Below are 26,447 nucleotides of genomic sequence, written 5' to 3'. Positions count from 1 at the left end.
ATCACCCCTCGAAGGCCCCGCGGTTCGCCTCGGCCCACTCGCGGAAGGTGCGGGGCGGGCGGCCCGTGACGGACCGGACGTCCGGGCGGACGACCGATTCGTCGAGCGAGCCCGTCACGTAGAAGTCGAAGAACGCGTCCACGTACTCCGGAGGGGTGGTCTTGCTCATCTCCGCCCGCGCCTCGTCGTCCGGCTGCGCCTCGAAGCGCAGGTCGCGGCCGAGGACGCCGGCCAGGACGCGGACCTGGTCCGCGGGCAGGAGCGCCTCGCCGCCGGTCGGGTGGTAGACCGCGCCTTCGTGGCCGTCCTCCAGCAGGGCCTTCGCCGCGACGGCCGCGATGTCGCGGGGGTCGACGGACGCGGTGCGGACCCCCGCGAACGGCACGCGGACGGTGTCGCCCGCCCGCAGCTGCGGAAGCCAGCGCAGCGCGTTGGACATGAACGCGCTCGGCCGCAGGACCGTCCACGGCAGTCCCGACTCGTGGACGGCCCGCTCGCTGCCGACCATGTAGCGGGTGATCGCGTTGGTGAGGTCGCCGCTGCCCGCCGAGCCGCCGGACAGCTGGACGACCCGCCCGACCCCGGCCCGCCGCGCCTCGTCCAGGACGCCGGGCATGTCGCGGTAGCCGGGGAGGAGGAACAGGCCGGTCACGCCGTCGAGCGCGGGGCGGAGGGACGCGGGCTCGTCGAGGTCGCCGGTGACGTGCTCCACGCCGTCCGCGCGCGTGGGCGGAAGGGCGCGGACGAGGGCGCGCACCGGCCCGCCCTCGGCGGCCAGGATGCGGACGAGTTCGGCGCCGACGTTGCCGGTGGCGCCGGTGACCAGGATCATGCGATCGCCTCTCACCAGGGAAGGGGACGGCCGTCGCGGAAGAACCCGCCGGTCGGGCCGTCGTCGGGGAGGGTCGCGGCCCACACCACGCTCGCGGCGCCGTCGGCGACGGGCCGTCCGCCGGGGCCTCCCATGTCGGTGGCGACCCAGCCGGGGCAGACGGCGTTGACGAGCACGCCGTCCGCGCGCAGTTCGGCGGCGAGCATCCGCGTGAGCGCGTTCAGCGCGACCTTGGACGAGGTGTAGGCGGGTGTACCGCCGCCGAGGCTCGCCAGGGACGCGGCCTCGCTGGAGACGTTCACGATCCGCGGGTGCCGGCTGCGGCGCAGCGCCGGGAGCAGGGACTGGGTCAGCAGCCACGGCCCGTACAGGTTCGTCTCGGCCGCCTCGCGGACGACGCCGAGGTCGGCGGTGACGGCGCGCTGCCAGGTGTCGTAGGTGATGGCCGCGTTGTTGACCAGCACGTCGAGGTGCTCGACCTCCGCCGCCACCCGCTCGATGTCCCCGGGGGACGTGACGTCCAGCCGGACGGGCGTCGCGCCGGCGTCCGCGGCGGCGCGCGCGGCCTTCTCGGGCGAGCGGGCGCCGAGGAGCACCTCGTGGCCGCGCGCCGCGAGCTGGCGGCAGACCTCCAGCCCGATGCCCCGGTTGCCGCCTGTCACCAGCGAGATCGTCACGTGGCCTCCCTTGCGTCCCTGATCACAGCATGATCGCCTGGGTGGGGGAGGGGCGTCCAATAGCCGCGGTGATAGCCGCCCGTTATCCGGACGCGCGCCGGACGGGACCGGTGCGGCGCGAAGCCGGTACGCGCCGATGCGAGGTCAGCATGACCTGAAGCCGGTACGCGCGGGTATAGGGGTCAGCGGCAGTTGCTCTGGGCGGGCTTGCCCGCGAAGCGGTCGGTGAGGAACGCGATCGCGTCCGGTTCGCTCCGCACGGCGCCGATCACATGCCCGGCGAGCCCGTAGGTCCTCCAGGTGAGGTTCGCGCCCTTCGCGCACCAGGCGCGGCGCAGGGCGTCGGCCTGCCCGAACGGGATGATCTCGTCGAGAGAGGCGTGGGACTGCATCACCGGGACTCCCGGCGCGGTGCCGCCGAGTTTGTTGGCGTCCAGCCTGGCCTGCCACTTCTCGGTCTCCAGGGGGTTGTCGGTGGTGTAGTCGCCGATCCTCGTGAAGGCCGTGGTGAGCAGTGTGGCGAAGCCGTCGAAGCTCAGCAGGCAGACGCTTTCGACCCGCTTCAGCAGCGCGCGGCCGTTTCCGTTGAGATGGCCCGCGAGGCCCAGTTCGGGGTAGGCGGCGTCGTAACCGGCCGCGGCCATGAACATGAACGCGACGAACGGGGAGCCGTCGAGGCTTCTGGCGACGGCCCGCAGGTCGGCCGGGACGCCTCCGGCGACGACACCCTTGAGCGGCAGGTCGGGTGCGTACGTCGCCGCCAGTTCGGCCGCCCAGCCCGCGGACGTCCCGCCTTGCGAGTAGCCCCAGACCGCGACGGGACCCTCGCCGAGCCCGGCGTCCGGAAGCCGCCGGGCGGCCCGCGCCATGTTCAGGACGGCCCTGCCCTGCGAGCCGCCCACCTCGTAGGTGTGGCGGCCGGGGGTGCCGAGGCCCTCCATGTCGGTGATCGTGACGGCCCAGCCCCGGCCGAGCGCGTCGGCGATGAACAGTGCCTCGTAGTCCCGGCCTTGGGTGAGGGCATAGGACGGGGCGCACCTGTCGCCGAGGCCCCGCGTCCCGACCGTGTAGGAGACGAGCGGGCGCCCGCCGGGCCCCGCCCACGGCCTGGTCGGGACCAGGACCGTCCCGGACACCGCGACCGGCGTGCCCCGCGCCGACTCCGACCGGTACAGCACCTGCCAGGACCGCACGCCCCGGAAGGGGACGCGGCCGACCGGGTCCACCGTGAACAGTGACTCCCGCGACCGTAAGACGTCGCCGGGGCCGCCGGGCGGGAGCGGGGACGGCGGTGTGTAGAACGGATCCTCGGAGGGAGGGCCGGGAGGCGGCGGGACCGACGCGAGGGCGGTGCCCTGAAGAGACGTCGCCGTCACCGCCACCACCAGCACGGCGCGCAGGATCCGGCGAATCCTGGTGGACATGGTCGGTGCACCCCTCTCGTCGCCCCCATGCCCGTCTCGGTGACGGTGAAACTACTGTAAGTGATATGCGTGCTTCATCCAATGTGGCGGGGAACGCAAAGGCGGGGTCGTCTTTGTCTAGAGCCGACAAAGCGGTAAGCCGTTACGCTCGGCCCGGTGGACGCACATCTACGGGACCTGCGTTACTTCGTCGCGATCGCCGAGGAGCTCAGCTTCACCCGCGCGGCCGAGCGGCTGTTCGTCTCCCAGCCCGCGCTCAGCAAGCAGCTCAAGCAGCTGGAGGAGCAGCTGCGGGTGCGGCTGCTCGACCGCGACCGCCGCACCGTCGCGCTCACCGCCGCGGGCAGCGCGCTGCTGCCCGCCGCACGCGACATGCTCACCGCGTGGGACGCGGCGCAGCGGGCCGTCAGCGACGCGGCCGCGGCCGCGGCGTCCACGCTGACGGTGGGTTTGTCCACCAGTGTCGGGCGCGGGCTGCTCGCGGACGTGCGGGCGCGGTTCGCCGAGCGCCGCCCGGCCTGGGACATCCGGCTCCGCCAGGTCGACTGGGGCGACCCGACCGCCGGGCTCGCCGAGGGCGAGGTCGACATCGCGTTCGTGTGGCTGCCGATCCCGCGCCAGGAGGCGTTCAACGTCCAGGTGGTCGCCGAGGAGCCGCGCTGGGTCGCCGTCCGCGACGACCATCCGCTGGCCGGGCGCGAGACCGTCGCGTTCAAGGAGCTTCTGGACGAGCCGTTCCTCGCGCTCCCCGGGAGCGCCGGGCCCCTGCGCGACTTCTGGCTCGCCCTGGACGAGCGCGGCGGCCACCCCGTCCGGGTCGGCGCGACCGTCGCGAACTCCGACGAGACGTTCACCGCCATCGAGGACGGCAGCGGCGTCGTCCTCCTGGCGTCCGGGAACGCCGCCATCTACCGGCGGCCCGGCATCGCGACGATCCCGGTCACCGGGCTGTCGCCGAGCCGCCTCGCGGTCGCCTGGCGCGCCGACGACCACCGCACGGCGATGCGCGACCTGCTGTGCACGCTCCTGCCCGGGCCGTCGGCCTGCGACGTCAGCCGGTGACGTCCTCCGGGAGCAGGGTCGCGAGCTGTTCCCTGGTGAGCTCCTCGCCGCCGTCCGCGAGCCGTCCGGTGCGCCGGGCGTGCGCGGTCACGGCGGACCGGAACAGCTTGTCGATCTCGCGGCCGTTGCCCTCCCGGAACCGGTCCGCCTCGGCCTCCACACGCGCCGCGAGGGCGTCGAGCGTGCCGTCCGGGACGAGGTAGTCGGCGCCGTCCGCCTTCCCCAGGAAGATCGACACAAGCCCGGCGACGTCGTAGGGCTCGAACGTGAGCGTGCGGGCGAACCGGGACGCGAGGCCCGGGTTCGCCGCGAGGAAGCCCTCCATCTCGGCCGTGTACCCGGCGGCCACGACGACCACCTCGTCGCGGTGGTCCTCCATGAGCTTGACCAGGGTGTCGATGGCCTCCTGCCCGAAGTCGGACCCCGGCCCGCCGGACCGCGCCAGCGTGTACGCCTCGTCGATGAACAGCACGCCGCCCCGGGCGCGGTCGAACACGTCCGCCGTCTTTTTCGCGGTATGCCCGACGTACTGCCCGACGAGGTCGACGCGGGCGGCCTCGACGACCTGGCCCTGCGCGAGGACCCCGAGCGCCGCGAGCAGTTCCCCGTAAAGGCGGGCGACGGTCGTCTTGCCCGTCCCCGGGGGCCCGGCGAAGATCAGGTGCCCGGTGAACGGCTCGGCGTCCAGGCCCGCCTCGCGCCGCCGCCGCGCCGAGGCCAGCAGGTCGAGCAGGTCCCCGATCTCCCGCTTGACCTCCGTGAGCCCCGTCATCCCGGTCAGCCGGGCGAGGACGTCGCGGACCTGGCCGGTGTCGCGCGCCTCACCGAACCGGGCGGCGAGGCCCGTCCCGACGTCGAGGTCCTCGGCGAGCAGCAGGCTCAGCTCGTCCCCGGACGGCGGTTCCGGCAGGTCGGCGAGCCGCTGCGCCTGCCGCTCGACGGCGGCCTCGAAGACGTGCCGGGCCGCGCGGCCGTTGCCGAAGGACGCGTCCCGCTTGAGGGACGTGAAGTGGCCGAGGACGGCGGCCCGGGTGTCGTCCGCGAGGCGGTAGCCGTCCCTGCCCGCCTGGAGTTCGACGATCCGGAGCAGCTCGGCGGGGCCGTAGTTCTCGAACTCGACCGTGCGGGAGATCCGCGACCTCAGGCCCGGGTTCGCCGAGAGGAACTCCCGCATCTCCGCCGAGTACCCGGCGGCGATCACCACGACCTCGTCGCGGTGGTCCTCCATCAGCTTGACCAGGGTGTCGATGGCCTCCCGGCCGAAATCGGCGCCCGCCGACTCGCGGGCGAGCGCATACGCCTCGTCGATGAACAGCACGCCGCCCTTGGCCCGGTCGAACGCCTCGGTCGTCTTCAACGCCGTCCCGCCGACGTTCTCGGAGACGAGGTCGGTGCGGCTCACCTCGACGACCTGGCCCTTCTCCACCACGCCCAGCGCCGCGAGGATGCGGCCGTACAGCCGGGCGACGGTCGTCTTGCCCGTCCCCGGCGGGCCCGCGAACACCATGTGCCGCCCGATCGCCGGGCCCGGCGGCAGGCCCGCGAGCCGCCGCTGCTCGGCGACCTTCTGCAGGTTCGTGAGCTTCCTGATCTCCCGCTTCACCCCCGCGAGCCCGATCATCGCGTCGAGTTCGGCGAGCAGCTCGTCGGCGGACGCCGCCCCGGGCGCCTTCCCGGGGGACGCGGCGCCCGCGTCGGTGCCCGCGTCGGCGTCCGCGTCGGCCCGCGCCGCCGCGGCCCGCGCCGTCGCGACGACCTTCGCCGTGGCGGCCTCCGGCTCGAAGCCCAGGACGTCGGCCTGGCCGTTGCGCTCGCTCGTCACCGCCTCCATCCGGACCCGCGCCGCCTTGGCCGCCACGATCCCCGTCCCGGGGTTGTCGACGATCGCGCAGTCGAGCAGCGACATCTCGCAGTCCGGGTCGGCGCTGGCGCCGATCAGCCCGCTGCCGGTCACGGTCACGCCGGTGAACGTCCCGCCGCCGCCCGCCACGACGGCGACGCCGATCTCCGCCGCGCCGGCCACCCGCCCCCGGACGAACGTGCCGCGCCCCCGGTCGCCGACGAACACCCCGTGCCTGGCGGCGCCGTGGACCTCGCAGTCCTCGAAGTACCCGGTGCCCTCCTCGACGACCACGCCCGTCCGCCGGGACGACTCCATCCGCAGCCGCCGCGCCGTGAGCGACCCGCCCGCGGTCACCCACACCGACTCCATCGCCGCGTCCGCGATCAGGCAGTCCTCGGCGAGCGCGCTGCCCTTGTCGCGGACGACCAGCGAGCACATCCCGGTGCCGTGGAACGCCGAGTTGCGGATCGCCGCGTCCGCGTGGTCGTCCACCAGGACCGCCGCCGACCCCGGATCGCTGATCGTGCACTGCTCGATCAGCGGCCTGGACCCCTCGGTCGCCCAGATCCCGCTGCCGGACGCGCCCTCGATCCGGCATCCGCGCACCGTCACCGCGCTGCCCTTGCGGATCGCCAGCGCGTTGCTCTCCGCCCCCGCCAGGTCGGTGCCCTCCACGAGCCCCGACGACGCCGAGTACACCACCGCGCCGTCCTGGACGCGGCAGTTCCTGAGCGCCAGCCGCCCCCCGTTCCACACGCTCACCGCGACCGTCCCGGCGCGGCTCACGAACCGGCACTGCTCGGCGAGGACGCTGCCCTCCGCGACGTCCAGCGCGCTGCCCTCGTCGCTCCAGTTCCGCACGACCAGCCCTTGCAGCGTCACGTTGCCGGTGACCTCGATGGTCGCGTCGGTGGCGCCGTCCAGGGTGACCGTCCCGGGGCCTCCGGCCGCCGTCAGCACGAAGTCCCCCGAACTGCGGAACCCCGTCGCGGGGTACTGGCCCGGCTCGATCAGGATGTGCCGTCCGGGCGGGCCGTAGGGAGGGGCGGGCGCCTGGAGCGCGTCGAGCACCGTCCGATACGCCCGGGGGGAGGTCTGCGAGACGACCAGACGCAGCAAACGGGCCTCCTCAGCCACCGGGAAGGATCACCGTTCATCGTGCCATCGCCGTTCGTCCGCCCGCGAGGTCTTCGCCCCGTTCCGGGGTGGTGTCGGCGCTTCGGGGGTGTTCTCAGCGCTTCGACTCGTGTCGGCGCTCCGGAATGGCTCAGCGGACCCCGCGCGGACGGAACTGGACGCTGATCCGGGGGCCGCTCGCACGGGCGCTCTTCGGGATCGCGTGCTCCCACGTCCGCTGACAGCTCCCGCCCATCACGATGAGGTCGCCGTGCCCCAGTTCGTGCCGGATCGTCTCGCCGCCGCCGCGCGGACGGAGGAGCAGCGGACGCGGCGCCCCGACGGACAGGATCGCGACCATCGTGTCCTCCGTCGAGCCGCGCCCGATCCTGTCGCCGTGCCAGGCCACGCTGTCGCGGCCGTCCCGGTAGAGGCACAGCCCGGCGGTGCGGAACGGTTCGCCCAGCTCTGCGGCGTAATGCTCGTCGAGGGCGGCCTTCGCCTCGTCCAGGACGGGATCGGGCAGCGCGTCGCCCTCGCGGTAGAACGCCAGCAGGCGCGGGACGTCCACCACCTTGTCGTACATGCGCCTGCTTTCTTCCCGCCAGGGGGCGGACGTGAGCAACCGCTCGAACAGCGCGTCCGCGCCGGGAATCCAGCCGGGCAGGACGTCGATCCAGGCGCCGCGGGCCAGCCGCGTCCGGCGTGCGGCACTGAGCGGGCGCGGGCCGGTCCCGTCCGTCCCGTCCAGCAGCGAGCCTTGGAAAGCGCTGGTCACACCCCCAGGATACCTGCCGAGTCAAACACCTGTTCGATCAGCCCTCGATGGTGATGCCGAGCTCGGCGGCGAAACCGGCCAGGAGCCCCGGCGCGTCCTCGGCCGCGACGGTCACCCCGGCCATGCTCTGCACCCCGGCCACGCCCCACAGGTCGCAGCCGGAGAACCGCGCGCCCGCCATGGTCGCCCCGCTGAACTGGGCCCCGCGCAGCCTGCACCCCTCGAACCGGACGCCGCGCAGGTCGGCGTTCTGGAACGTCGCGCCCTCAAGGTTGCAGTCCCGGAACACGGCCCGCTTGAAGGCGCTGAACCGGAACCCCGCCAGGTCGGCGCGGCACCCCTCGACCACGATGTCCTGCAACGCGCAGTCGGTGAACGCCGCGCCCGTCATCCGCGACCCGCTGACGGCCACCGCGAAGGCCCGCGAGTTCGTGAACCTCAGATTCGCCAGGTCACAGCGGTCGAACACGGCGTCGGAGATCGTGGCCCGCTCCAGCAGCGTGCCCGGCAGCCGGGTCCCGTCGAACACGCACCGCTCGATGTCGACGTCCTGCGCGTCCCTGCCGCCCAGGTCCAACGCCCCGAACGCCAGATCGCGATGGACGGCGTCGTCGACGAGATCGTGCTCGGGCCCCGCCGCCGTCGGCGCCACGGGCGCCTTGGGGCGCGCGGGCCCCTTCGCCTTCTTCGTCTTGCCCGGCGTGCTCGGCGTGCTGTTCGGTCTGGAGGGCGTTGTTCGGGAGGGCATGGACGTGAACGCTACTGAACTGTCAGAGGCGGTTCGTACTCTTGCCCGAAGTGAGTCGAGCACTACCCCCGGACATAAAGGCGCTGGTCGCCGTCCGCGTCCTCAACCAGCTCGGCGCGTTCGTCATGCCGTTCCTCGCCGTGCTCGCAGGCCCCGGCGTGGCTTCCTGGGCGCTCGGAGTCTTCGGCGTCGCGGCCCTCCTCTCCCGGCTGCTCGGCGCGTTCCTCCTCGGCCGCCTCGCCCCGCGCACGGTGATCGTCCTGGGCCTGGCGTCGACCGGAACCGCGCTGCTGCTCCTCGCGGCCGCCCACGGCTCCGCACGATTCCTGGTCGCGGTCGCCCTGGTCGGCCTGGCGTTCGAGCTCTACGAACCCGCCACGCAGGAGGCCCTTGCCCGCCTGACGGCGCCCGGCGGTGACGGCCGGCCCGGCAGGGCCGCCGTCTACAACCTGCTCGGGACGTCGCTGGTCGCGTCCGGGGCCGTGGCGGGGCTGCTGGCCGCCGTGCTGCTCCCCATCGGTGTCCGGTGGCTCGTCGTGGTGGACGCCGCGACCTGCCTCTCCGCAGCGGTTCTGGCGCTGGCCTGCTTGGACACCGTGCCGTCCGCCCGGGGCGGCGCGCCCCTGCCCTTCTCCACGGGGGACGATCCGCTCCCGTCCGCCGGACGGTGGTGGCCGCCCCCGGCGCTGGTCCGGTTGACCGTCGCGGGCACGGCGTTCGCCTGCGGGTCCCTGGCCGTGCTGATGTTCGTGCCGTTCGTCCTGCTTCAGCGCGGAGCGCCGGAGTGGCTGCCCGGCCTCGCCCTGACGGGTGGGGCGGTCCTGGCCCCGGTGACGGGCCGTCTTGGACGCGGGTCCCTCGACCGCGTCGGCGACGAACGCGTCCTCGCCCTCGGGACGCTCCTGCTCGGTGCTCTGGCGCTGGCCATGGCCGCCGGGCGGACCGTCCCGTCCACGGTCGCGGCATACCTGGCATGGGCGGCGGTGGACAGCCTCCTCCAGGGGCGCTGGCCTGCACTGATCGCCGACGCCGCGCCACCGCCCGACCGCGCGCGCTGGTTCGCCGTCCACGGCTCGTCCTGGGGGATCGCCCAGCCCGCCGTCCCGGGCCTGGTGGCGTTGACCGGCGGGGCGGCGGGTGCGATGGCGACGGCGGGCGGCGCGTTCGTCCTCGTTCCGCTGGTGTTGGTGATGGGGGCGAGGTGGCGGGCGTGACCGCGTTCGCGTGCGGGCGGCCTGTACGGTCGGGCCATGGAGGCGGTGCCCGAGCGGTTGGCGTGGGCGGTGCGGACGCTCGCGATCGAGCCCGCGGACGAGGTGCTGGAGATCGGCTGCGGCGGCGGCGTCGCGGTCGCGCTGGTCTGCCCGGGGCTCGGCACGGGACGGATCACGGCCATCGACCGGTCGGCGACGCAGACCGCACGGGCCGAGCGGCGCAACGCGGAGGACATCGCGGCGGGCAGGGCCGTGGTGCGCACCGCCGCGCTGGAGACCGCCGCCTTCGACGGCGAGCGGTTCGACAAGATCTTCGCGGTCAACGTCAACCTGTTCTGGGTCCGCGACCCGGCCGCGGAACTGCGCGTGATCGGCGGGATCCTGAAGCCGGGCGGCGCGCTGTACCTGTTCTATGAGCCCCCGTCCGCCGACCGGGCCGGGCAGGTGGCGGCGGACCTCGATCGGGTCCTGCGGCGGAAGGGGTTCATGACCGAGGTGTCCACGGCGCGGACGTCGAGACGGGCGGCACTGCTGTGCGTCAAGGCCAGCCTCGGTGCGACGCCCCGTTGAGTGACCGCTGGCGGATTCGTCCGGTGCTCGTCAGTGCAGCGGGCCGTCCTTGGCGGGGGAGCGGACGGTCGGTGAGTCGGCGTCCGGGATGAGCAGGCGCGGGGCGCCGCCGCGCAGCGGCACGACCCAGACGTCGGCGTTGCGTCCCCCTGGGCCGCCCTTCGGTACCCCGTACATCACGTGGCCGTCGTCGAGCCACGCCGCCTGATCGTCCACGCTGCGGGCCTCCGCGAGCGGGGTCTCGACACCGGACGCCAGGTCGAGGACGTGGAAACGCCAGACATCGCTGTTGAGGCCGGTCCGCTTCTTGTAGGCCAGGCGCTGGCCGTCCGGGGACAGCGACGGACACTCGACGTTGTCGCGCAGGGCGGTCAGGGTGCGCCGCCCGATGTCGCCTTCGACAAGGTATCTGCGGTTTTGGGTGGCCACGGTCGCGAAGAACCGCTCACTGCCGGGGACGAACGTCACCCCCCACACGTTGCGGTCCACGTTCGTGTTCGGCTGCCCGTTCAAGATGAACGTGAACTGCTCGATGTTGCCGACCGGGTCGCCGCCGACCCGTCCGATGACGGTCTCGGTGGAGAAGCCGTCCGAGAGGTAAGAATGCCCTGTCACGAAGGCGGTGGTGGCGTAGTAGCGGCCGTCGTCGGAGACGCGGGCACGGCTCGGGATCCCGTTGAGGGGGATCTGCCTGCCGGGGCGGAGCCGCGAGTCCAGGAGTTCGGCGGCGAACAGCTGGATCGGGTTGCGCGTCTGCCGCAGGCACAGGCCGCCCGCGGACGAGGCGGCCGTCCGCTCGCAGCGGGTGGGCAGCACCACGCGCTCGCGCCCCAGGTCGGCGGCAGGGAGCGCGGCGATGTGGCCGAACTGGGGACCGGGACGCAGCGACCGGAACACGATCTGCCGCCCCTTCGGCAGGTCCGGCCCGCCGCCGTGCCCGTCTCCGCCCGCCGCGCCCGCGCGCAGCACCGAGGAGGTCACGCAGCCCGCCGCGACGGCGATGACGAGGACCGTGATCGCCACCATGATCCTGCCGTCCCTGATCCTGCGCGGGCTGGGCTCGGTCATCGGGTCTCCGTCCGGTGGTCGCGCGCTCGGGTGATCAGGGGGATGGCCGCGATCAGCGCGGCCGTCAGGGCGATGGCGAAGGTCCACACCGCGGCGTCGCCCTCCGCGGCCGTCCAGACCGCGCCGAAGACCACCGCGCCCAGGGCCCGCCCGCCCGCCACCGCGGCCTGGACGACGGAGATCCCGGTCGCCGTCAGCCCGGCGGGCAGCAGCGGCGCGGCCGCCGCGGGCAGCACGCCGTCGGTCGCCGCGTAGTAGGAGCCGAGGAATACCAGGCTCAGCGCGGCCCCGGCGGGCCCGCCGGTGAGGATCGCGGTGAGGTACGCGCACAGCAGCAGCCCGTACCCGGTGGTGAAGACGCGGGTCCTGCCGTAGCGGTCGGAGATCCGGCCGAGCGGCACGGCCAGGGCGAGGTAGACCAGGCTCGTGCAGACGAACAGCAGCGGGAACCAGCGGGTCGTGACCGCGTCGTTGTCCAGCAGGACGAGGTAGAGGAAGCCGTCCCCGATCGTCGCCGCCGACAGCAGGGCGGCCGCGCACAGCAGCCGGCGGAACCCGCCGATCCGCAGCAGCGCCGCCACATCGCGAACCGAGACGGGCCGCCCCGCGTCCGTGCCCCCGTGTCGTGCCCCGCGGTGTTCCGGCACGTGGTGGAGGAAGAGCAGGAGGCCGAGGACGGCGGCGCAGAACGAGACCATGAAGATCATGTCGAAGTCGCCCGGGGCGAGCGCGAGCAGACCGAACGCCACGACGGGACCGAGCAGCGCGCCCGTCGCGTCCAGCGCCCGGTGCACGCCGAACGACCTGCCGAGCCGGTCCGGCGGGGCCGCGGTGGCGATGAGCAGGTCGCGCGGCGCGGTCCGCAGCCCCTTGCCCGCGCGGTCCACGCCGATCGCCGCCGACAGCGCCCCCGCACCCGCCACGGGCAGCAGCATCAGCTTGGACGCGGCGCCGAGCGCGTACCCCGCGCCCGCCACGGCCTTCGGACGCCGCAGCCGGTCCGCGAAGAAGCCGCCGAGCAGCCGCACCACGACGGTCGCACCCTGGTAGAGACCGTCCAGCATCCCGTACGCCAGGGGCGTGAGGCCCAGCGCGAGCGTCGCGAACAGGGGCAGGACGGCCGTCACCATCTCGGTGGAGACGTCCGTGATCAGACTCACCACGCCGAGGACGACGACGACCCGGGGCACCCGGGTCGTCGGCCTCGTACCGCGCGGGATTCCGCGTACCGATACGTACATGGGGCCTCCGAAGCGAACCGGCGGACGGGGCGGGCGCAGGTCAGCCGGTACCCGGCAGAGGCTTGTCGGCGGAGAACGTGGTCAGGACGTTCCCGGTGATCGTGGCGATGTCGTTGTCGTACTTGTTGTAGAACAGGCTCCCGGCCCAGGAGATCGAGCTGGCCGAGAACACCGCGCCGCCCTTCGGATAGCGGGTCAGGGTGACGTCGCCGCGGACCAGCCAGTTGATGGTCCCGCCCTCCATGAGGTTGGCGGTGTTGTTCTCCTCCTTCACGAACAGGTACTCGTCGCCGAACCCGGTGCCCGAGCCCAGGACGATCGTGTTGTCGGCGCTGCCCAGGGCGTAGTCGGCGCGGTCGAGCTCCTCGCCCATCGGCCCGCCGGGACTTTGCAGCGATTCGAAGTCGCCGATGGGACCGGTGGACTTGACGCCGTTGAAGACCCACGCGGCCCTCGGATCGTGGCTCTGGGGCGAGCGGTCCAGGGGACGGCTGTACATGCCGGTTCCCATGCGGGAGCCGAAGCCCTGCGCCGTGAACCCGACGCCCACCAGCTGCTGTGGAGGCCGCCCGCGGAAGCGCCACAGCCCGCCGTACTCGCCGGTGGTGCTGTGGTAGTGCTCGCCGGGCGCGCCCTGCCACGCCTCGGTTCCGTCGTGCCGGCGCAGCTCGGTGTAGGTGCCGGTGCGGTCGAGCGGCGTGACCCAGTAGAAGCCGTTCCCGCCCAGGTACATGAGGCGGCCGCCGTCGTTCAGCCAGCCCTGCAAGGCGTCCAGCATGGGCTCCGAGGTGTACTCGGGGTGGCTGCCGGTGATGACGACCTTGTAGTCGTCCAGCAGCTTCGCGCCCTCACGATGCAGATCGTGGTCGGTGATGTAGTCGACGGTGCGCCCGGTGGACTCCAGCCAGTCGATGATGTGGGTGTCGGCCTCGAACTGCCACGGCCTGCCCTCGCCCTTGCGGCCCGTGGCGTACGACCGCAGGTTCGTGATCGGCCGCAGGGCGGACGAGTAGACCACGCCGCTTCCGTCGGTGTGCCGGGAGTACTGGCTGAGACCGCTCACGAAGTCGCCGGTCAGGCCGTAGGCGAGGTAGCTGAACGTCGGCACCAGAAACGCGACCTTCGACGTGGGCTTGCCGTGCTTCGGACGCACCACGAACGTCGCGTGGTAGATGCGCCCGTCCGCCTCAAGCCTCGCCGCATAGACACCGCTGCGGGCGTTCTCGGGCACCCGCCAGGTGAAGCCCGGCTCCCAGGCGGCGTCCCCCAGGTCGTCGTCGTGGAAGTACATCGCCCCGTACTGCTCCGGCACCAGCTTGTAGTCCTGCTCGTCGGCCTTCCAGTCGTGCCCCGTGACGGCCCGGACCGGCAGGTTGACCGCGCGGCCGTGCAGGCGGTTCGCGGACGTGTCGACGACCCGGTCGCCGTCCATCTTCTGGGAGAAGTCGTAGGCCGCCACCGCCCCTCCGGCGGACCCGCCGCGCTGCAGGGAGCGGATCTCCCGGTCGTCCAGCGCCCGGTCGAACACCTTCGGAGCGTCGATCTTGCCGTTGTAGAACCCGGCCGGACGGCCCTGCGCGCCCTGGTAGGCGGCGATCAGCAGCGGCGCCGTGGCGTTCTTCAGCCCGCGGGCGTCGATCGTGCGGGTGACGACGGCCTCGGAGTCGTTGGGGTGCCCGGTCAGCGGATACTGGTGCAGCCTCACCTTGCCGGACCCGGCGTCATAGGAGACCGCGGCGAAGTACCAGCCGGAGGAGTTCACATGCTGCGGCCGGACGGCACCGCCCGGCTCGACGCCCCGCAGCGCCGGCGTCCACGGCTTCATCTTCACGCCCGTGCTCACCGTGCTGATGTGCCCGGACCGGTCGGCCAAGCGCAGGCCCAGCCCGCCGTCCCGGTCCACGACCATGCCGTAGCCGGCCTTCTCCTCGTCCGACCACTTGGTCACGATCCCCTGCACCGCACCCGTGCCGACGGGCGTCCGCTGATAGGCGGTGGGGTTGAGCTTGGAACCGGGGACGGTGGTCGGCGCGATCCACGCCGTGATGGTGAAGCTCCCGTCCACCCGCAGGTCACGGTTGTCGGGGACGGTCACGTACGACCCCAGCGGCAGTGTCTGGTACTTGCCGGGATACTCCTTGTTGGCGTCGGACTGGACGACCTGCTCCTTGATCCCCGGCCCGCGCGGATCGGCGTCCCCGTGCACGACACGCACCATCGTCGCCCGGTACGCCGCGCTCTTCGTGCTCACCCTGAACTTCACCGATTCGCCCGGCTCGACGCTCAGCCGGTCGGGATAACCGCTGATCCCGAGGCTGTCCAGGCCCTCCTGGGGCGTCCTCGGGTCGGCGGGCAGCGGCGGCGGCTCGATCTTCGGGGTCTGCGGCCGCGTCGCCGCCCCCACCCCGGTGGACAGCGGCCCGGACCCGGCCGCCACCGCGACCAGCGCCGTGGCCAGCAGGGCCGTTCCCACTCGGCTGCGCGCAATCATCCGATCACCTCTCGGCTGGCCCCGAACGTCGGGCGCACCGTGGCGACGTGCCGTCCCCCCGGCGCGGCAACGGTGCGACCGCTGAGCTGACGCGACCGAACAACGCGCGCTCCAACCGCCCCGCGGAGAACGCGCGCCGCTCCTCTTACCGAAAAACGTGATCTCAAATTAGGACAAAGAGGAGGAAGGTCCTAGAGAGAGTGTGGTGCATCGATAGCCGAAACGGCCCTAATAACTCGTCCCGAAATCCAACACCTCGCTTGATCACTCCATGTCACCGATATCGCGGACGCCGAAACGCCCTGTTCCCGTCCGCACGTGGCAGCAAGTGACGGCCCGCTGACACCCACATGCGGCACCGGAGCCCGCCCCGCCGCGCGACCATCCGCCGATGCAGGCCCGATCGGCGTCGCGGTGCGGTTCCGCCTTCCCAGACGGCAGAGAACGCTTACCAGCGGCCGCGGGAGTGATCAGAACTCTGCGAGCAGGTCCTTGAGGAAGGCGGCGGTGCGGGACGGACGGGAGGCGCGGATGGCCAGAAGGTCCATGACCTCCTGATAGCGGGTCGCCTCGGGGCCGTAGGGGTACCGCGCACCGGTGAGTTGTTCGAGGTAGATGATGTCGTCCAGGTCGTGCTGCGCGAAGCGGACGATCGTGATCGGGCCGCCGAGGGCGAGGTGACCGCCTGCGGCGAACGGCAGTACCTGCACGTTGACGTTGCTCATGCCCTCGGCCACCGCGATCAGGTGTTCGAGCTGGCCGCGCATCGTCTCGGGACCGCCGATCGGGCGGCGCAGGGCGGCCTCGTCGATGATCGCCCACATCGTCGCCGGGGCGATCGTGCGGTACAGGATCTCCTGGCGGGTCATCCGGACGGTGAGGCGCCGGTCGAGGCCGTCGCTGGCGTCGTGGTACTCCAGGCCGATGACGGCTCGCGCGTAGGCGCGCGTCTGGAGCAGACCGGGAATGTACTGCACCTCGTAGTTGCGGATGGCGGTGGCCGACTGCTCCAGCCCGAGGTACTGCTCGAACCAGCTCGGCACGACGTCGCCGTACGCCTGCCACCAGCCCGGCTCCTTGGACTGGCGGACGAGTTCCAGCAGGCTCGCGCGCTCGGCGGCGTCGTCCACCCCGTAGAGGTCGAGGAGGTCCTGGACGTCACGGACCTTGAAGCCGTGACGTCCGAGTTCCAGCCGGCTCATCTTGGACGCGGAGCCGCGGATCGCCGTGCCGGCCTGGACGCGCCCGATGCCCTTTTCCTCCCGCAGCCGGCGCAGTCGCGCGCCGATGTGCATGCGCAGCGCCGTGGGCCCGGCCTGCCGATTGTCCAGCACAAGATCTCCAGCGTCTCGTTCCCGACAACCCTCGGAGCTTCTCACAGGTAATGGCGCGCGCGCAGGGATCCGTGGGACAGAGATATGTAACTTGCACTTTCGGACGCTCCCGAGTGGGGATCGTTCCAATTACAGCACCTAACGCCGTGGGACGAGGAGATCGAGATCGGCCCGGGTGACCCGCGCGCGCTCGGCGAGGCGGTCGCGGTCGGTGCCGGCGTCGCCGACCAGCTCCACCGCCCGGGTCAGCATCGTGGGCTGCTCCAGTGCCCTGGCCTCGCCTGGTTCCCGGCGCCGCCACCCGCGTGAGCCCATCGCGCCCATCGCGTCGCGGTACGCGCCTTCCTTCATGATCCCCAGCGTGCGCGCCCGGTAGAGCAGCGCGGCCATGCTGACCCCCCACGTGATTTTCAGCGCGGAGAGGCGTTCCCAGTCGGGTTTTCCAGGCAGTTCGCGGACGATGTCCTCTTCGGGCATCAGGAATTCCGCCGCGAACCGGTGCGCCTGGTCTTCGACGATCTTTCCGCCGGGTTCCGCGTCGGCATGCATCACCAGGTGACCCAGTTCATGGGCACCGTCGAAACGGTTGCGCCAGTAATCGCCTTTAGCCGGATTGAAGAACACCATGGGACGCGGATGGACGCCCACGCTGAACGCGTCGACCCGCTCGGCGGCCTCGGGGAGAACAAGGACGATCACTCCCCGGCCCTCCAGCAGCCGGACCATGTGCGGTACCGGGCCGGGCTCGCTGAAGAGCGCCTTCCTCGTGACCCTCGCGGCCTCGATGGGCCCGCTTCCGGCGATCTCGTCCAGGGGCACGGAGTATTCCGGCAGGTCGACCGGGGGAAAATCGACGAGGTCCTCCAGGGCCGCGACCACATCCGTGGCGATCCGCCCGTAGGCGAGGGCCTGGTCGCGTTCGATCTGCGTGGTCGACCGCAGGGACCGGAAGTGGGCACCGTCCATGGACACGGGACTCCGGCCCGGGCGGAAGAACTCCACCGGGACGCCCAAGGCGATGGCCAGCCGCGACAGCGTCCCGTCCGAGGGGCGGTGGACGCCGGCCTCGTACTGCCCGATCGCCTTCGGTGTCGTTCCGACGCTCTGCGCGAGCTGGTTCTTGCGCAGCCCCCTGAGCCGCCGGGCCAGCGTCAGCCGCTCACAGTCGAACAGCAGCCCGGCGGCCCGCCGGGCCATCCGATCATCGTCCACTAAGCCGTTTCAGCGCTCGTCTCTCCTCGGAGCCGCATGGGCACGTCGGCCTCATCGCTCCACAGCGGCAACGTCCGCTCGACGAGCTTACGGCGTGGATCACGTCCGAGCGCCTCGTCACTCAGCTCCCGCACCCAGTGCCAGGCCGTCCCCCCGTCCGCGTTCCACCTGGGCCGCCCCAGGAAGAGCTCCATCTCCAGCGGCTCCTCGCTGGCGCTGTGGGCCAGCACCAACGTCAGCACCCCGGGCGTGTCGCGCTGGATCCCCAGGTCCAGCGCAAGTTGCGGATCCTCCACATAGCCTTGCCGCGCCACGGACTGCTTGGTCGGGCTGTCCCGGTCCCAGCGGACCGCCCGCACGGCGCCGAACTCGTGCCGCTTCGTCAGCACCCGGTACGGCCCGTACCGCCACCCGGGGGACCCGTTCAGATCGTCCCGGAAGACCCGGTCGTCCCCCTCGAAGACCCGGTCGATCTGCGACTCCAGGACGTCGAACGCCCCGACACCGAACGACCGCTCCTTGAAGCCCGCCGCGCGGCTCAACCCCCCGAACACCGCCAGGGTGGCCTCACGATGCGCCTCCTTGACGGCATGCAGGAACCCGGCGGCCAGCAACTCGCCCCAAACCCTGCGCTCTTCCACGGGCCCCACGCTAGCGACCGCCTCCGACACTCAGGAGCACCCCTCGAACTCGGGGACGGACGTGGTCAGGCTGAGCTCCGACGCACCGAACCATTTGCGCAGCAAACGCGCGGCGGTGCCGTCCTGGTACATGACGGTCAGCGCCCGGTTGACCTTCTCGCAGCCGTCCACGTCACCACTGCGCAACCCCACGCCGTACCGCTCGTCGGTGAACGGCGCGTTCACGATCTTCACTCTGTCCCGGTACCGGGCGGCGAACCCGGCCAGCACCAGATCACCCGTCGACACCGCGTCGACGTCCCCGCCGAGCAGTTTCCGGACGCACTCGCTGTACGAGGGCGACGGCACGAGCCGCGGCCGGATCCCGAGCCCGATCACCACGCGTTCCGTCGACACCGACCCGCTCGCCTGGCACAACCGGCGCCCCGCCAGGTCCCGCACGTTCTGAATGCCTTCTTCCCCCCGCCGCACCATGATGTCCTGATGGGCGACGTAATAGGGCCCACCGAAAGTGACCGCCTTGGCCCGGTCAGGCGTGATCGAGTACGAAGCCAGCACCAAATCCACAGAGTGGTCGTTCAACAACCGCTCACGATCGGCCGATGTCACCGTCCTGAACGTGACCCGCTTCGCCCCCATCCGCCTGGCGATATGCGTCCCCACGTCGACTTCGAACCCGCGGTACGTCCCCTTTTCCAGCAACCCCAGCCCCGGCTGGTCGGCCTTGACCCCGACCACGAGCGCGTCCTTCCCGGAAACCGACGCCGTAGCCGCCGTGCACCCGGTGAGCCCCAAGCAGGCCACCGCCACAACACGAGCGAATGCGCTGTCCACGCACCACAGCTACCAACCCAAAACGACCCAAACATGAACACCCGGAAAACGCCCAGGCGCGCCGGCCATCTACGGCCTGACGGGAACCACGCAGTTCCCTCGAACGTCAGGGGTGGCAGTGACTACCCTGTGGCGCGAAAAGCTTCGTAGCGTAGCTCGATTGCCTCCGGGTCCGGTTGGTCGATGTGCCGACGCGGCCTTGTGAGCGCGACGCCGTGCATCTCTTGAAGCCCATGCTTGAGCATGGGCCCATCGACCTCCTCAAGAATGTCGCTCCGCACGTGAATAACAAGGTCTGGCCGTATGCCGATAATATTGGCGTCATATGCGGCGTGATGGATCTTGCAGAGCGCCAATCCATTAGAGACCAAAGGCTTACTAGCCTGCTCAAAGTATTTCTGCGGAGAACGCCGTGGGGGTACGGATAGCCGGGCTCGGCCGCGGCCACCCTGGGTCAGCTGATCTTCGCCCGATGCTGGAGAAACAGCTCGTGGCGTTCGTGGTCATCTTGGCCGGTGAACGCCTTGAACGCGCCGAGCTTGTAGGCGACGGTGCTGTCGCCGTCGGCCTTCTCGATGTGAAAATCGCGGCCCAGCAAGGTCATGCGATGCTCCAGCTCAGGGGCCTCGAGATTGAGCTTTGCGGCAAGCTGCGTCGCAGTCATGAAGTCTCCGTGATCCCGTAGCACCCGGTAGATCGGGTCCTCCTCGGGGACTTCTCGCTCACGGGGTTTACCCCTCTTCTTGAGCGCTCCGGATATCGCCTCGCCAACCGCCCGGGCTACAGGAGGAGGGAAGGCGTTGCCGATCTGACGGTACCGAGAGGTCTTGCGGCCGGTGAAAATCCATTCGCCGTCGCGCCAGCCCTGGATCCGGGCGACCATTTCGCAGGTGAGCTTGGGACCGATCTCGAAGGTATCGCCAGCCTTTGGTGCCTCGTCGGCGACGCCGAGAGCATCAACGCCCAGCTGGGCCCAGGCGCGCTTGGCGCGTGTCGGCCCGAGATCGGCGCCACCATGCTTCTTGGACCCTCCGACGATCGTGGGGCCGATCTTGTCTGCCTTCTTGGCCCACTTCCTGGCCCCTTCCCACCCGTTCGCACTCATCAGCTCGAGGAGTGCCTCGCCGACGGTCGGAGCTTCGCCGGCAGGCTCCGGCCAGTGGAAGTACGGGGCGTACTCCTCCTGAAGAGCTACCAGGACGAACCGAGGCCGCAACTGGGGAACACCGAAGTCGGACGCGTGCAGGAGTCTCCATTCGCCGACGTAGCCAAACTCCTGGAGGCGGTCCAGGACATGCTGGCGGTAACCGGTGAACCGCGGCAGGCTCAGCCCCCGGACGTTCTCCAGCAAGAGAGCCTTCGGCTGCATGAACTCCAGCTGCTCGACCGCCCAGGCGAACAGATCACGCTCGTCGTTGGCGCCAAGCTGCTTACCGGCAACGCTGAACGGAGGGCACGGCACACCGCCAGCCAGGAGCGCGATGCCTTCATGGTCGGAAGGCTTCCAGACTTCCGGGTCGGCCACATCGCCGCGCTGGACGATGCTCCAGGGCAGGAGGCCACGGCTGCCCTCCAGGTTCTCCGAGAGCGTGGTGGCAGCGTTCTCGTCGAGCTCGATGGCCAGGCGGTGACGGAAACCCGCCTGCTCCAAGCCCAGGACCTGGCCCCCTGCGCCTGCGCAGATCTCGACGACTTCAAGATCTGCCACTACGGCCTCCTGGTGGTGTTCGTGAGCCCAGCGGGGATGGGGTCATAGGCAGTATCTTCCCTCATGACACCGCCCGTAGAGTGAATCGAGCGAGCGTCGGTGCCACCGTGTCCAGCGGGAGCGGCAGCGACCGGCGAGAGAACACCTGGACAGGGTGGGAACGAGCCCCGCGCGGCGACCGAGGGGCGCTCCCGGAAACACGAAGGCCAGCCGCCGTTCGGACACCAAGCCCGAGACGGCGCTTCGACGCGCGCTGCATGTCCGATCGCGAGGCTCTTCACTTCGACCTTCCCAGCGGTGTACGCGTCCGGCCCGGCCATCTACCGTCGTGGAAGCTGCCGGGTCGGCTCCACCGAACGCGAGTTCGAAGTTACTCGAGAGATCGGACAGAACGCAGTGGAACACGGGAGGTGTGTCGTAGCTGAGTCCGTTAGCTCTTGAAGAGGCCGTGGGCGGAGGTCAGCCAGTCGCCTTCTTGATCTCGGGGAGTGCAGGAGCCGCCTCAACGGGGTCTTCAGGCCCGGCGACGACCCAGTCCTCGCCATCCAGCGTGATGTGCGGAGCATCACCGTGGCGGAGCCTCCGCCGTGCGAGCCGGATGCTGACGTACTCCCCGTCACCGGGGACGGGGAGCCCAAGGGCCCGTGCAGCTTCGCGATGGCTCTCATAGTCGCCGAAGATGACGACCCCCTTCGGCCTCAGCTGGCCTCGTGCCCCTTGTCTACCGCCGCGGATGCGCCGGGTCGGATCGTCTTTAGGCTTGTCATTGGCTGTCGCGACCGTCCAGATGGCGATCCGGGTGAGCCGGATACCGGTGGCGCGACTCAGGAGTTCGTTCACCCGCTGCTGGCCAGAACGCTTGGCGAAGATTGCATCCAGGTCGCGCTCCGGAAGGCGCAGCAGGGCGTTCTCCGCAAGCGGAGCATCCTTGAACAGCCACCGGACGTTGTTGCGATGGACGGCCTTGAGTGTGATCTTCCGGTCGCGGTTGTTCCCGGTGTTGAGCCACTCCTTGCGTGCGCGGATCAGGCCGGCGGACCAGAGCCCCTTCCTGTCGTTGGCCCAGACGACCAGCAGCAGCTTGCCGACGGCCTCTGGTGGGATCTGCCACCCGCCGAATGTCTGGGAGTACTTGCAATCGACGTCATAGCCAACGATGGAATAGTCGAGCGTCTGGCCACCGTCGAACTTGAATTCGCGCTGCAGATTGATCTCGACGACTGTGCCGCAATGCGTTTTCTCGGTCTTGTACAACTGGTCCCAGTCGTACCGGCCGGTGTGAGGCCCGTCGAGCAGCATGTCGAGGGATCGCCTTATCGCGGCTGCGAACCTGGAGCCGTCCGGATCCAGGGCCAGGAGGTGGGCCCGGACCAGTTCCAGCTCCCGGTCGTGTGAGCCACTGGAACCGAAGAGAGGGGGCTGATCTTCTGATGTGGGCACGAGGGGAGGCTAGCCGGCAGGGCTTCGTGCATGGCTCCCTCAGACTGCGGGGGCGGCACTGATCCAGGCTGGCGGGCGTTCGCCCGTTCCGGCGCGGAGCAGGTGACGCCCGCTGAGGCGAGGGCCAGCCCAGTCGCTGATGTCTGTAAGCCCGCGTTGTATGGCATCCGGGGGGATATCGAAGCGGACGGACTCCCATCGGCCGAGCGGGGTGGCATCAGCCGGGGCGTGACGCCGAACCCACCCTGGATCAATTGTCCCGACAGCACCCGCTTGCCGCTCGGAGTTGAGGAATACGACGGTGAGCCGCCAGGCAGGGTTGTCTCGCATGACTTCGTACTCATTGCGTGAGAGGTAGATGGTCAGCCGGCCGCGTCGCGTCGTGGTCTTGACCTCGAGATCGAGGTGGAGCCCGTCGGCGTGGACGGCGATGTCGTACCCGAGCCCATCGGCATAGTCAGCGACATAATCCACGGTCACGCCTGTGAGCTCGGTAAGGAGGTTTGCGAGTGCCTCCTCACCGGCGGATCCGATCTGCTTGCGTGCGGCTGCGTCGACTTTGCCCCAGGCGGTGTGCACGACGGCGGTGGCCTGGCGCGGTGACAACCCGAGCGCTTCACCGGCGGAAATTGCGTCCTCCGGCAGGTCGTCGGGCATATTGATCAGCTGGTCGGCGTCGCGGAGCCACAGCGGGCTCGCGTTCAGCAACGCCGCCTCGAACAATGCCAGCTCCACAGGACTGCCGCTGTGGGCCAGGGACCCATCTTCGGTGACTATGCCGACTTCTCTGAGCCAGGTAAGGGCCGTTCCGTATTGAGTCGGGGTGAGATCAAGATAGCCGGGGTGGTTGGCGAACACAGCGTGTGCCCGCTCCACGGACGAATGCCGCAGGTGGTCTGCCCAGCGCCTAGCCGCACGGAGGATCGGTTCAGCGGGCAGGACGGACATTCAGATGCTCCAGCAGAGCAGACATGTCGGCCTGGGCTGCGGCGGGAGGCTCCTCTTCGAGGTCGGCCAGCTGTCCGACGGCGGGGTCATCCAGCACCGCCTCCATGATCTGGAGCTTGGTGTCCAGGCGCTGCTCGACCCTGTCATCGATGGTCTTGTCCGCCGCGAGCACTGTGATGTTAGTGACCGTGCCAGGTTTCAGCCCGAGCCGGTGGATGCGATCGAGGCTCTGCAGATACCGGCCGGCCGCGAAATCTCGGTCGACGTACACCGCGTCATTGCACACCTGGTGCAGGCTGATGCCTTCGCCAAGGGTTGCGGGGTTAGAAAGCAGGACGTGACAGTCTGGGTCCTCGCGGAATCTCTTGAGCTGATCTTCCCGATCCTGGGTGCCACCATGCACGGTGGCGGGCAGGTAGGGGGCGAGCATCACTTCCAGGGTGGTCAGGTTGCGGATGAATGTCGACCACACAAGGGTCTTCCGTCCAGCCCTGGCATTCGCGTCGACGATGGCCAAGGTCTCCTGGTACTTCGGCGACAGCTCGTAGCTGGGGAGATCCTCCAGCAACTGGTACAGCGTCGCGTCCCGGGGGACATCAAGCGGTGGCACCCGGAACCGCAGCGCCTCGTATTTGGTATCGCCCACGGCGAGGAGGGCGGGGCTGGTCGCGGCCATGAGCAGATACATGAGGATCTTGCCCAGTGCTTCCAGGCCCTCCTGGGATTCAGGATGGGCTACCCGCGCCGCTCGCGCGCTCATCTCACCGGTCAGCGCGCCATAGATCTCTCGGTGAAGATCCGGAAGCTTTAGTCTCCGGATCTTCACGTTGACCTCAGGGAGGCCGAGTTCTCCTTTGGTTGTGCGGGTGAAGAGGGGCCGCAGCACACGGCTGGCGTGCCGGAGATCGCCGTTGCCCACGGCCCGGGTCACTATCCTGCGGCCTTCTCCGGGCCAGACGAAGCCCAGGAGGTTCTCCAGATCCTTGACGCCGTTGGGCGCGGGCGTGCCGGTCAGTATGAGGCGGCGGCGGGACCGCGGTCCCAGCGCCAGGCAAGCCGCACCATGGACCCCGTTGGCGCCTCGCTTCATCCGATGTGCCTCATCCAGGATGAACATCGATGGCTTCATTGCGAGCCACTTCGCCAGCGCCACCTGGTGCTTAGCCAGGCCCTCGTAGTTCACCACGATGAGCTGGGCCGCCGGGTCGGGCAGCCGCCCGCTGTCCAAAACCTGTACATAGAGAGGCGTCTCTAGACACGCCTGGTTCTCGAACAACCAGCTCTCAAAGGCGGCCTTCGGGGCCACCACCATCAGTCTTTCCACCTGGCCCTGCACGCGGAGGACCTGGAACGTCGCCAGTGAGACCCGGGTCTTGCCGGCCCCGGGAACACTGAAGTTCGCGCCATGACTCATGGACAGCAGCTTGGCAATGTCCCTGAGCTGAAACGCCGTGAGCGGATCCGGAGCTGACCAGCCGGACGCGGCGAGCAATTCGGTGATCTCGTCCGCGGGCAGGGCGGGGGACTCCGGTGCTTCGAGGCGTTTGCCGGCTGCTGCTGTGTCCCGGTGGTTACCCTCAACGAGGACCCTGAGCTCGGGCTGCCACGTCACATCCTGTGGTGCCGGCCAGTCGGCGAGTTCACGAAGATTGGCGAGGAGATCCTCGAGTTCCAGCTCTACAAGGCTGGGGCCTTGATGCCGGGCGGTCAGGAACCGGCCAGCGAGCTGACGAAGGTCCTCTGCGCGTTCGGGCGGGACACGCATGAGAACGGCGGTACCGGATGCTTGCAGCTCAAGCCGGAGACTGGGCACGATCCGATCCCTAGTCCATGGTCGCAAGCAGCAGCCACGACAGACCCGGGCCGGGCTCGCCCCGCACACCACGTGCCGCCGTCCGGCCGAGCCGCGTGAGGGTGTCGCGCAGCCCCATCAAGGCGTCATCCAGCGCCTCGTTATCGAGGACATTCTGAGCACGGGCCTTGGCGATGTCGTCGATGCAGGCCCGGAGAGCGTCGGTCGCTTCGTCTAGCTTCTCGGGGGCGGCCATCTTCCGCTGTGCTTGGCGGACGTCACGGTTGGCCTGCCGGAGGCTCTCCCTGATGGCCTTGTCCGCCTCGGCGATGAGCGCCGAATTCCGGGCGGTCTCGGCCGGTGACAGCTTCGCCGCTGAGGCTGACCGGGCCTTGGCCCTCAGCAGCTTGTCTGTGGTGGCCCTGGCTTCCTTGATCTTGGAATCCTCGGCGTCCATCGTGATGCTGAGCCCCGGGATACTCACCCCAGCGGGCTCGGACGTGGCGGGAGCGACCTTGAGCTCGGTTGTCAGCTTGGGCTTGAGGTATTTCTCATCAAAATCCTCGACGAGCCAGATACTGCGGATGTCGGTCTTGGCGGCATCTACCAAGAGCGCCGCCAGGCTGGCCTCCCTGAGCCGCTGGGCGAGGTCGGGGTCCTGTGCCCGGACACGCTTGTACCGCTCGTAGATCTCCCTGAGGGACTCCTGGTGGCCCTCAAAATCCAGTCGGCGAAGCTGGACGCCAGTTCCGTCGTCCAAGGCAGCACGGCTGCGCTTGATGGCCTCATCGATGAGAGCCAATGCCCACTGCCCCTGCTCGATGGTCTTCCTCTTCTTACGGAACGCGGCGGCGGTCTCGTCGAGGGAGCGGCCTGCTGCGAGGAGCTCGGCGTGCGCGATGATCTCGTTGATGAACGAGTAGTCCCGGCGGAAGGTCTTGCGCAGCTGAAGGCTAAGTTCCACGTCATTGACATCGCCCCAGCCCCAGTCTTCGGGAAGGACGGCAACGCGGATATTGGGCTGTCCGATTTCCCGCAATGCGGCGCACCGGGTATTGCCGTCCACCACGATGCCCGTGGGGGTGATCAGGCCCGCGGTGTTCTGCGCGTTGTTCTTCAGGTCCTCCATCAGGGCGACGAAATCGGGGTCCTGGATATCAGGGTTGTCCGGTTTGGCCATGAGGAGGTCATGAAGGTACGCCTGGCTCTGCGGGGTCCACGGATCAGCCGTCAGAGCCGCATCCCGCGCTGGGTCGTGGGCACGCTGCGCCCGGATGCGGTGCGTCTCGGGATTGTAGTAGAGCGCGCTCACCGGCATGTCGATGACCGGGAGATTGCGGTTGCCCTCGCTGCGCCACTCGATCCGGAACGTCTCGGGAGTGCCGCCGCCCTTGCCTACAGCAGCCAGCCTGGTCTTGACAAGATCTTCGTTCTCGGTGGCGCCAGGTGGCCGCACTGGGCTCATGAAAGGTTC

At 70.2% G+C, this 26,447-nt stretch carries 21 protein-coding genes; 3 read left to right on the top strand and 18 right to left on the bottom strand.

Annotation, left to right across the window (positions count from 1 at the left end):
• Position 1: 1 nt before the first annotated feature.
• The 3 genes from AGRA3207_RS17670 to AGRA3207_RS17660 all read right to left on the bottom strand — a co-directional run bounded on the left by AGRA3207_RS17670 (position 2) and on the right by AGRA3207_RS17660 (position 2,933).
• Positions 2 to 847 carry an NAD(P)H-binding protein gene (locus AGRA3207_RS17670; RefSeq protein ID WP_231335769.1) on the bottom strand — a complete coding sequence of 282 codons (846 nt, stop codon included), beginning with the start codon at positions 845 to 847 and terminating at the stop codon, positions 2 to 4.
• Complete coding sequence (locus AGRA3207_RS17665; protein ID WP_231335768.1) at positions 844 to 1,509, bottom strand: SDR family NAD(P)-dependent oxidoreductase; 666 nt, start codon at positions 1,507 to 1,509, stop codon at positions 844 to 846. Before AGRA3207_RS17665 ends, AGRA3207_RS17670 begins: the two co-directional genes overlap by 4 nt.
• Before the next feature lie 182 nt (positions 1,510 to 1,691).
• Complete coding sequence (locus AGRA3207_RS17660) at positions 1,692 to 2,933, bottom strand: lipase family protein (RefSeq protein WP_231335767.1); 1,242 nt, start codon at positions 2,931 to 2,933, stop codon at positions 1,692 to 1,694.
• Between the two features lie 156 nt (positions 2,934 to 3,089).
• Here AGRA3207_RS17660 and AGRA3207_RS17655 point away from each other — a divergent pair, with 156 nt between their 5' ends.
• Positions 3,090 to 3,995 (top strand): LysR family transcriptional regulator, encoded by a 906-nt coding sequence (locus tag AGRA3207_RS17655; RefSeq protein WP_231335766.1) that lies wholly within the window; start codon positions 3,090 to 3,092, stop codon positions 3,993 to 3,995.
• Here AGRA3207_RS17655 and AGRA3207_RS17650 read toward each other — a convergent pair.
• The 3 genes from AGRA3207_RS17650 to AGRA3207_RS17640 all read right to left on the bottom strand — a co-directional run bounded on the left by AGRA3207_RS17650 (position 3,985) and on the right by AGRA3207_RS17640 (position 8,480).
• The gene (locus AGRA3207_RS17650; RefSeq protein WP_231335765.1) at positions 3,985 to 6,957 is read right to left on the bottom strand and encodes an AAA family ATPase; all 2,973 of its coding nucleotides are present in this window, start codon (positions 6,955 to 6,957) and stop codon (positions 3,985 to 3,987) included. The two genes, AGRA3207_RS17655 and AGRA3207_RS17650, sit on opposite strands and share 11 nt — an antisense overlap.
• Before the next feature lie 148 nt (positions 6,958 to 7,105).
• The gene (locus AGRA3207_RS17645; protein WP_231335764.1) at positions 7,106 to 7,732 is read right to left on the bottom strand and encodes an alpha-ketoglutarate-dependent dioxygenase AlkB; all 627 of its coding nucleotides are present in this window, start codon (positions 7,730 to 7,732) and stop codon (positions 7,106 to 7,108) included.
• 37 nt (positions 7,733 to 7,769) lie between these two features.
• Entirely contained in the window at positions 7,770 to 8,480 is a 711-nt protein-coding gene (locus AGRA3207_RS17640; RefSeq protein WP_231335763.1) for a pentapeptide repeat-containing protein, read from the bottom strand.
• 50 nt (positions 8,481 to 8,530) lie between these two features.
• Here AGRA3207_RS17640 and AGRA3207_RS17635 point away from each other — a divergent pair, with 50 nt between their 5' ends.
• Entirely contained in the window at positions 8,531 to 9,694 is a 1,164-nt protein-coding gene (locus AGRA3207_RS17635) for an MFS transporter (protein ID WP_231335762.1), read from the top strand.
• A 36-nt stretch (positions 9,695 to 9,730) separates the two neighbouring features.
• Complete coding sequence (locus AGRA3207_RS17630; protein ID WP_231335761.1) at positions 9,731 to 10,264, top strand: SAM-dependent methyltransferase; 534 nt, start codon at positions 9,731 to 9,733, stop codon at positions 10,262 to 10,264.
• 30 nt (positions 10,265 to 10,294) lie between these two features.
• Here the strand turns inward: AGRA3207_RS17630 and AGRA3207_RS17625 are convergent, their stop codons facing one another.
• The 12 genes from AGRA3207_RS17625 to AGRA3207_RS17570 form a co-directional block, all read right to left on the bottom strand.
• On the bottom strand, positions 10,295 to 11,332 hold the full coding sequence (locus tag AGRA3207_RS17625) for a TolB family protein (protein WP_231335760.1): 1,038 nt from the start codon (positions 11,330 to 11,332) through the stop codon (positions 10,295 to 10,297).
• On the bottom strand, positions 11,329 to 12,573 hold the full coding sequence (locus AGRA3207_RS17620) for an MFS transporter (protein WP_231335758.1): 1,245 nt from the start codon (positions 12,571 to 12,573) through the stop codon (positions 11,329 to 11,331). Before AGRA3207_RS17620 ends, AGRA3207_RS17625 begins: the two co-directional genes overlap by 4 nt.
• Before the next feature lie 40 nt (positions 12,574 to 12,613).
• Positions 12,614 to 15,064, bottom strand: coding sequence for a LamG domain-containing protein (locus AGRA3207_RS17615; protein ID WP_231335757.1), 2,451 nt, complete (start codon positions 15,062 to 15,064; stop codon positions 12,614 to 12,616).
• 470 nt (positions 15,065 to 15,534) lie between these two features.
• On the bottom strand, positions 15,535 to 16,398 hold the full coding sequence (locus AGRA3207_RS17610) for a helix-turn-helix domain-containing protein (RefSeq protein ID WP_231335756.1): 864 nt from the start codon (positions 16,396 to 16,398) through the stop codon (positions 15,535 to 15,537).
• Between the two features lie 138 nt (positions 16,399 to 16,536).
• On the bottom strand, positions 16,537 to 17,595 hold the full coding sequence (locus AGRA3207_RS17605; protein ID WP_231335755.1) for an XRE family transcriptional regulator: 1,059 nt from the start codon (positions 17,593 to 17,595) through the stop codon (positions 16,537 to 16,539).
• Positions 17,596 to 17,609: 14 nt separating this feature from the next.
• Entirely contained in the window at positions 17,610 to 18,251 is a 642-nt protein-coding gene (locus AGRA3207_RS17600; RefSeq protein ID WP_231335754.1) for a hypothetical protein, read from the bottom strand.
• Positions 18,252 to 18,281: 30 nt separating this feature from the next.
• Complete coding sequence (locus AGRA3207_RS17595) at positions 18,282 to 19,085, bottom strand: glutamate ABC transporter substrate-binding protein (protein WP_231335753.1); 804 nt, start codon at positions 19,083 to 19,085, stop codon at positions 18,282 to 18,284.
• 454 nt (positions 19,086 to 19,539) lie between these two features.
• A complete protein-coding gene (locus AGRA3207_RS17590) occupies positions 19,540 to 20,793 on the bottom strand; it encodes a DNA cytosine methyltransferase (RefSeq protein ID WP_231335752.1) in 1,254 nt (417 codons plus the stop codon).
• Between the two features lie 459 nt (positions 20,794 to 21,252).
• The gene (locus tag AGRA3207_RS17585) at positions 21,253 to 22,233 is read right to left on the bottom strand and encodes a NaeI family type II restriction endonuclease (protein ID WP_231335751.1); all 981 of its coding nucleotides are present in this window, start codon (positions 22,231 to 22,233) and stop codon (positions 21,253 to 21,255) included.
• Between the two features lie 39 nt (positions 22,234 to 22,272).
• Positions 22,273 to 23,091 (bottom strand): protein NO VEIN domain-containing protein, encoded by an 819-nt coding sequence (locus AGRA3207_RS17580; protein ID WP_231335750.1) that lies wholly within the window; start codon positions 23,089 to 23,091, stop codon positions 22,273 to 22,275.
• 70 nt (positions 23,092 to 23,161) lie between these two features.
• Positions 23,162 to 24,994 carry a DEAD/DEAH box helicase gene (locus AGRA3207_RS17575; RefSeq protein ID WP_231335749.1) on the bottom strand — a complete coding sequence of 611 codons (1,833 nt, stop codon included), beginning with the start codon at positions 24,992 to 24,994 and terminating at the stop codon, positions 23,162 to 23,164.
• A gap of 10 nt (positions 24,995 to 25,004) precedes the next feature.
• The gene (locus AGRA3207_RS17570; RefSeq protein WP_231335748.1) at positions 25,005 to 26,438 is read right to left on the bottom strand and encodes a hypothetical protein; all 1,434 of its coding nucleotides are present in this window, start codon (positions 26,436 to 26,438) and stop codon (positions 25,005 to 25,007) included.
• Positions 26,439 to 26,447: the final 9 nt, after the last annotated feature.

The sequence above is a fragment of the Actinomadura graeca genome (assembly GCF_019175365.1).
Lineage (GTDB): Bacteria > Actinomycetota > Actinomycetes > Streptosporangiales > Streptosporangiaceae > Spirillospora > Spirillospora graeca.
Note: the sequence above shows the minus strand (reverse complement) of the source record. Positions and strands in the feature narration are given on the sequence as shown.

Excerpts from the sequence above, each read along its gene's own strand:
- AGRA3207_RS17660 (WP_231335767.1), bottom strand. The coding sequence starts at position 2,933 with ATGTCCACCAGGATTCGCCGGATCCTGCGCGCCGTGCTGGTGGTGGCG.
- AGRA3207_RS17640 (WP_231335763.1), bottom strand. The coding sequence starts at position 8,480 with ATGCCCTCCCGAACAACGCCCTCCAGACCGAACAGCACGCCGAGCACG.
- AGRA3207_RS17630 (WP_231335761.1), top strand. The coding sequence starts at position 9,731 with ATGGAGGCGGTGCCCGAGCGGTTGGCGTGGGCGGTGCGGACGCTCGCG.
- AGRA3207_RS17625 (WP_231335760.1), bottom strand. The coding sequence starts at position 11,332 with ATGACCGAGCCCAGCCCGCGCAGGATCAGGGACGGCAGGATCATGGTG.
- AGRA3207_RS17620 (WP_231335758.1), bottom strand. The coding sequence starts at position 12,573 with ATGTACGTATCGGTACGCGGAATCCCGCGCGGTACGAGGCCGACGACC.
- AGRA3207_RS17615 (WP_231335757.1), bottom strand. The coding sequence starts at position 15,064 with ATGATTGCGCGCAGCCGAGTGGGAACGGCCCTGCTGGCCACGGCGCTG.
- AGRA3207_RS17605 (WP_231335755.1), bottom strand. The coding sequence starts at position 17,595 with ATGGCCCGGCGGGCCGCCGGGCTGCTGTTCGACTGTGAGCGGCTGACG.
- AGRA3207_RS17570 (WP_231335748.1), bottom strand. The coding sequence starts at position 26,438 with ATGAGCCCAGTGCGGCCACCTGGCGCCACCGAGAACGAAGATCTTGTC.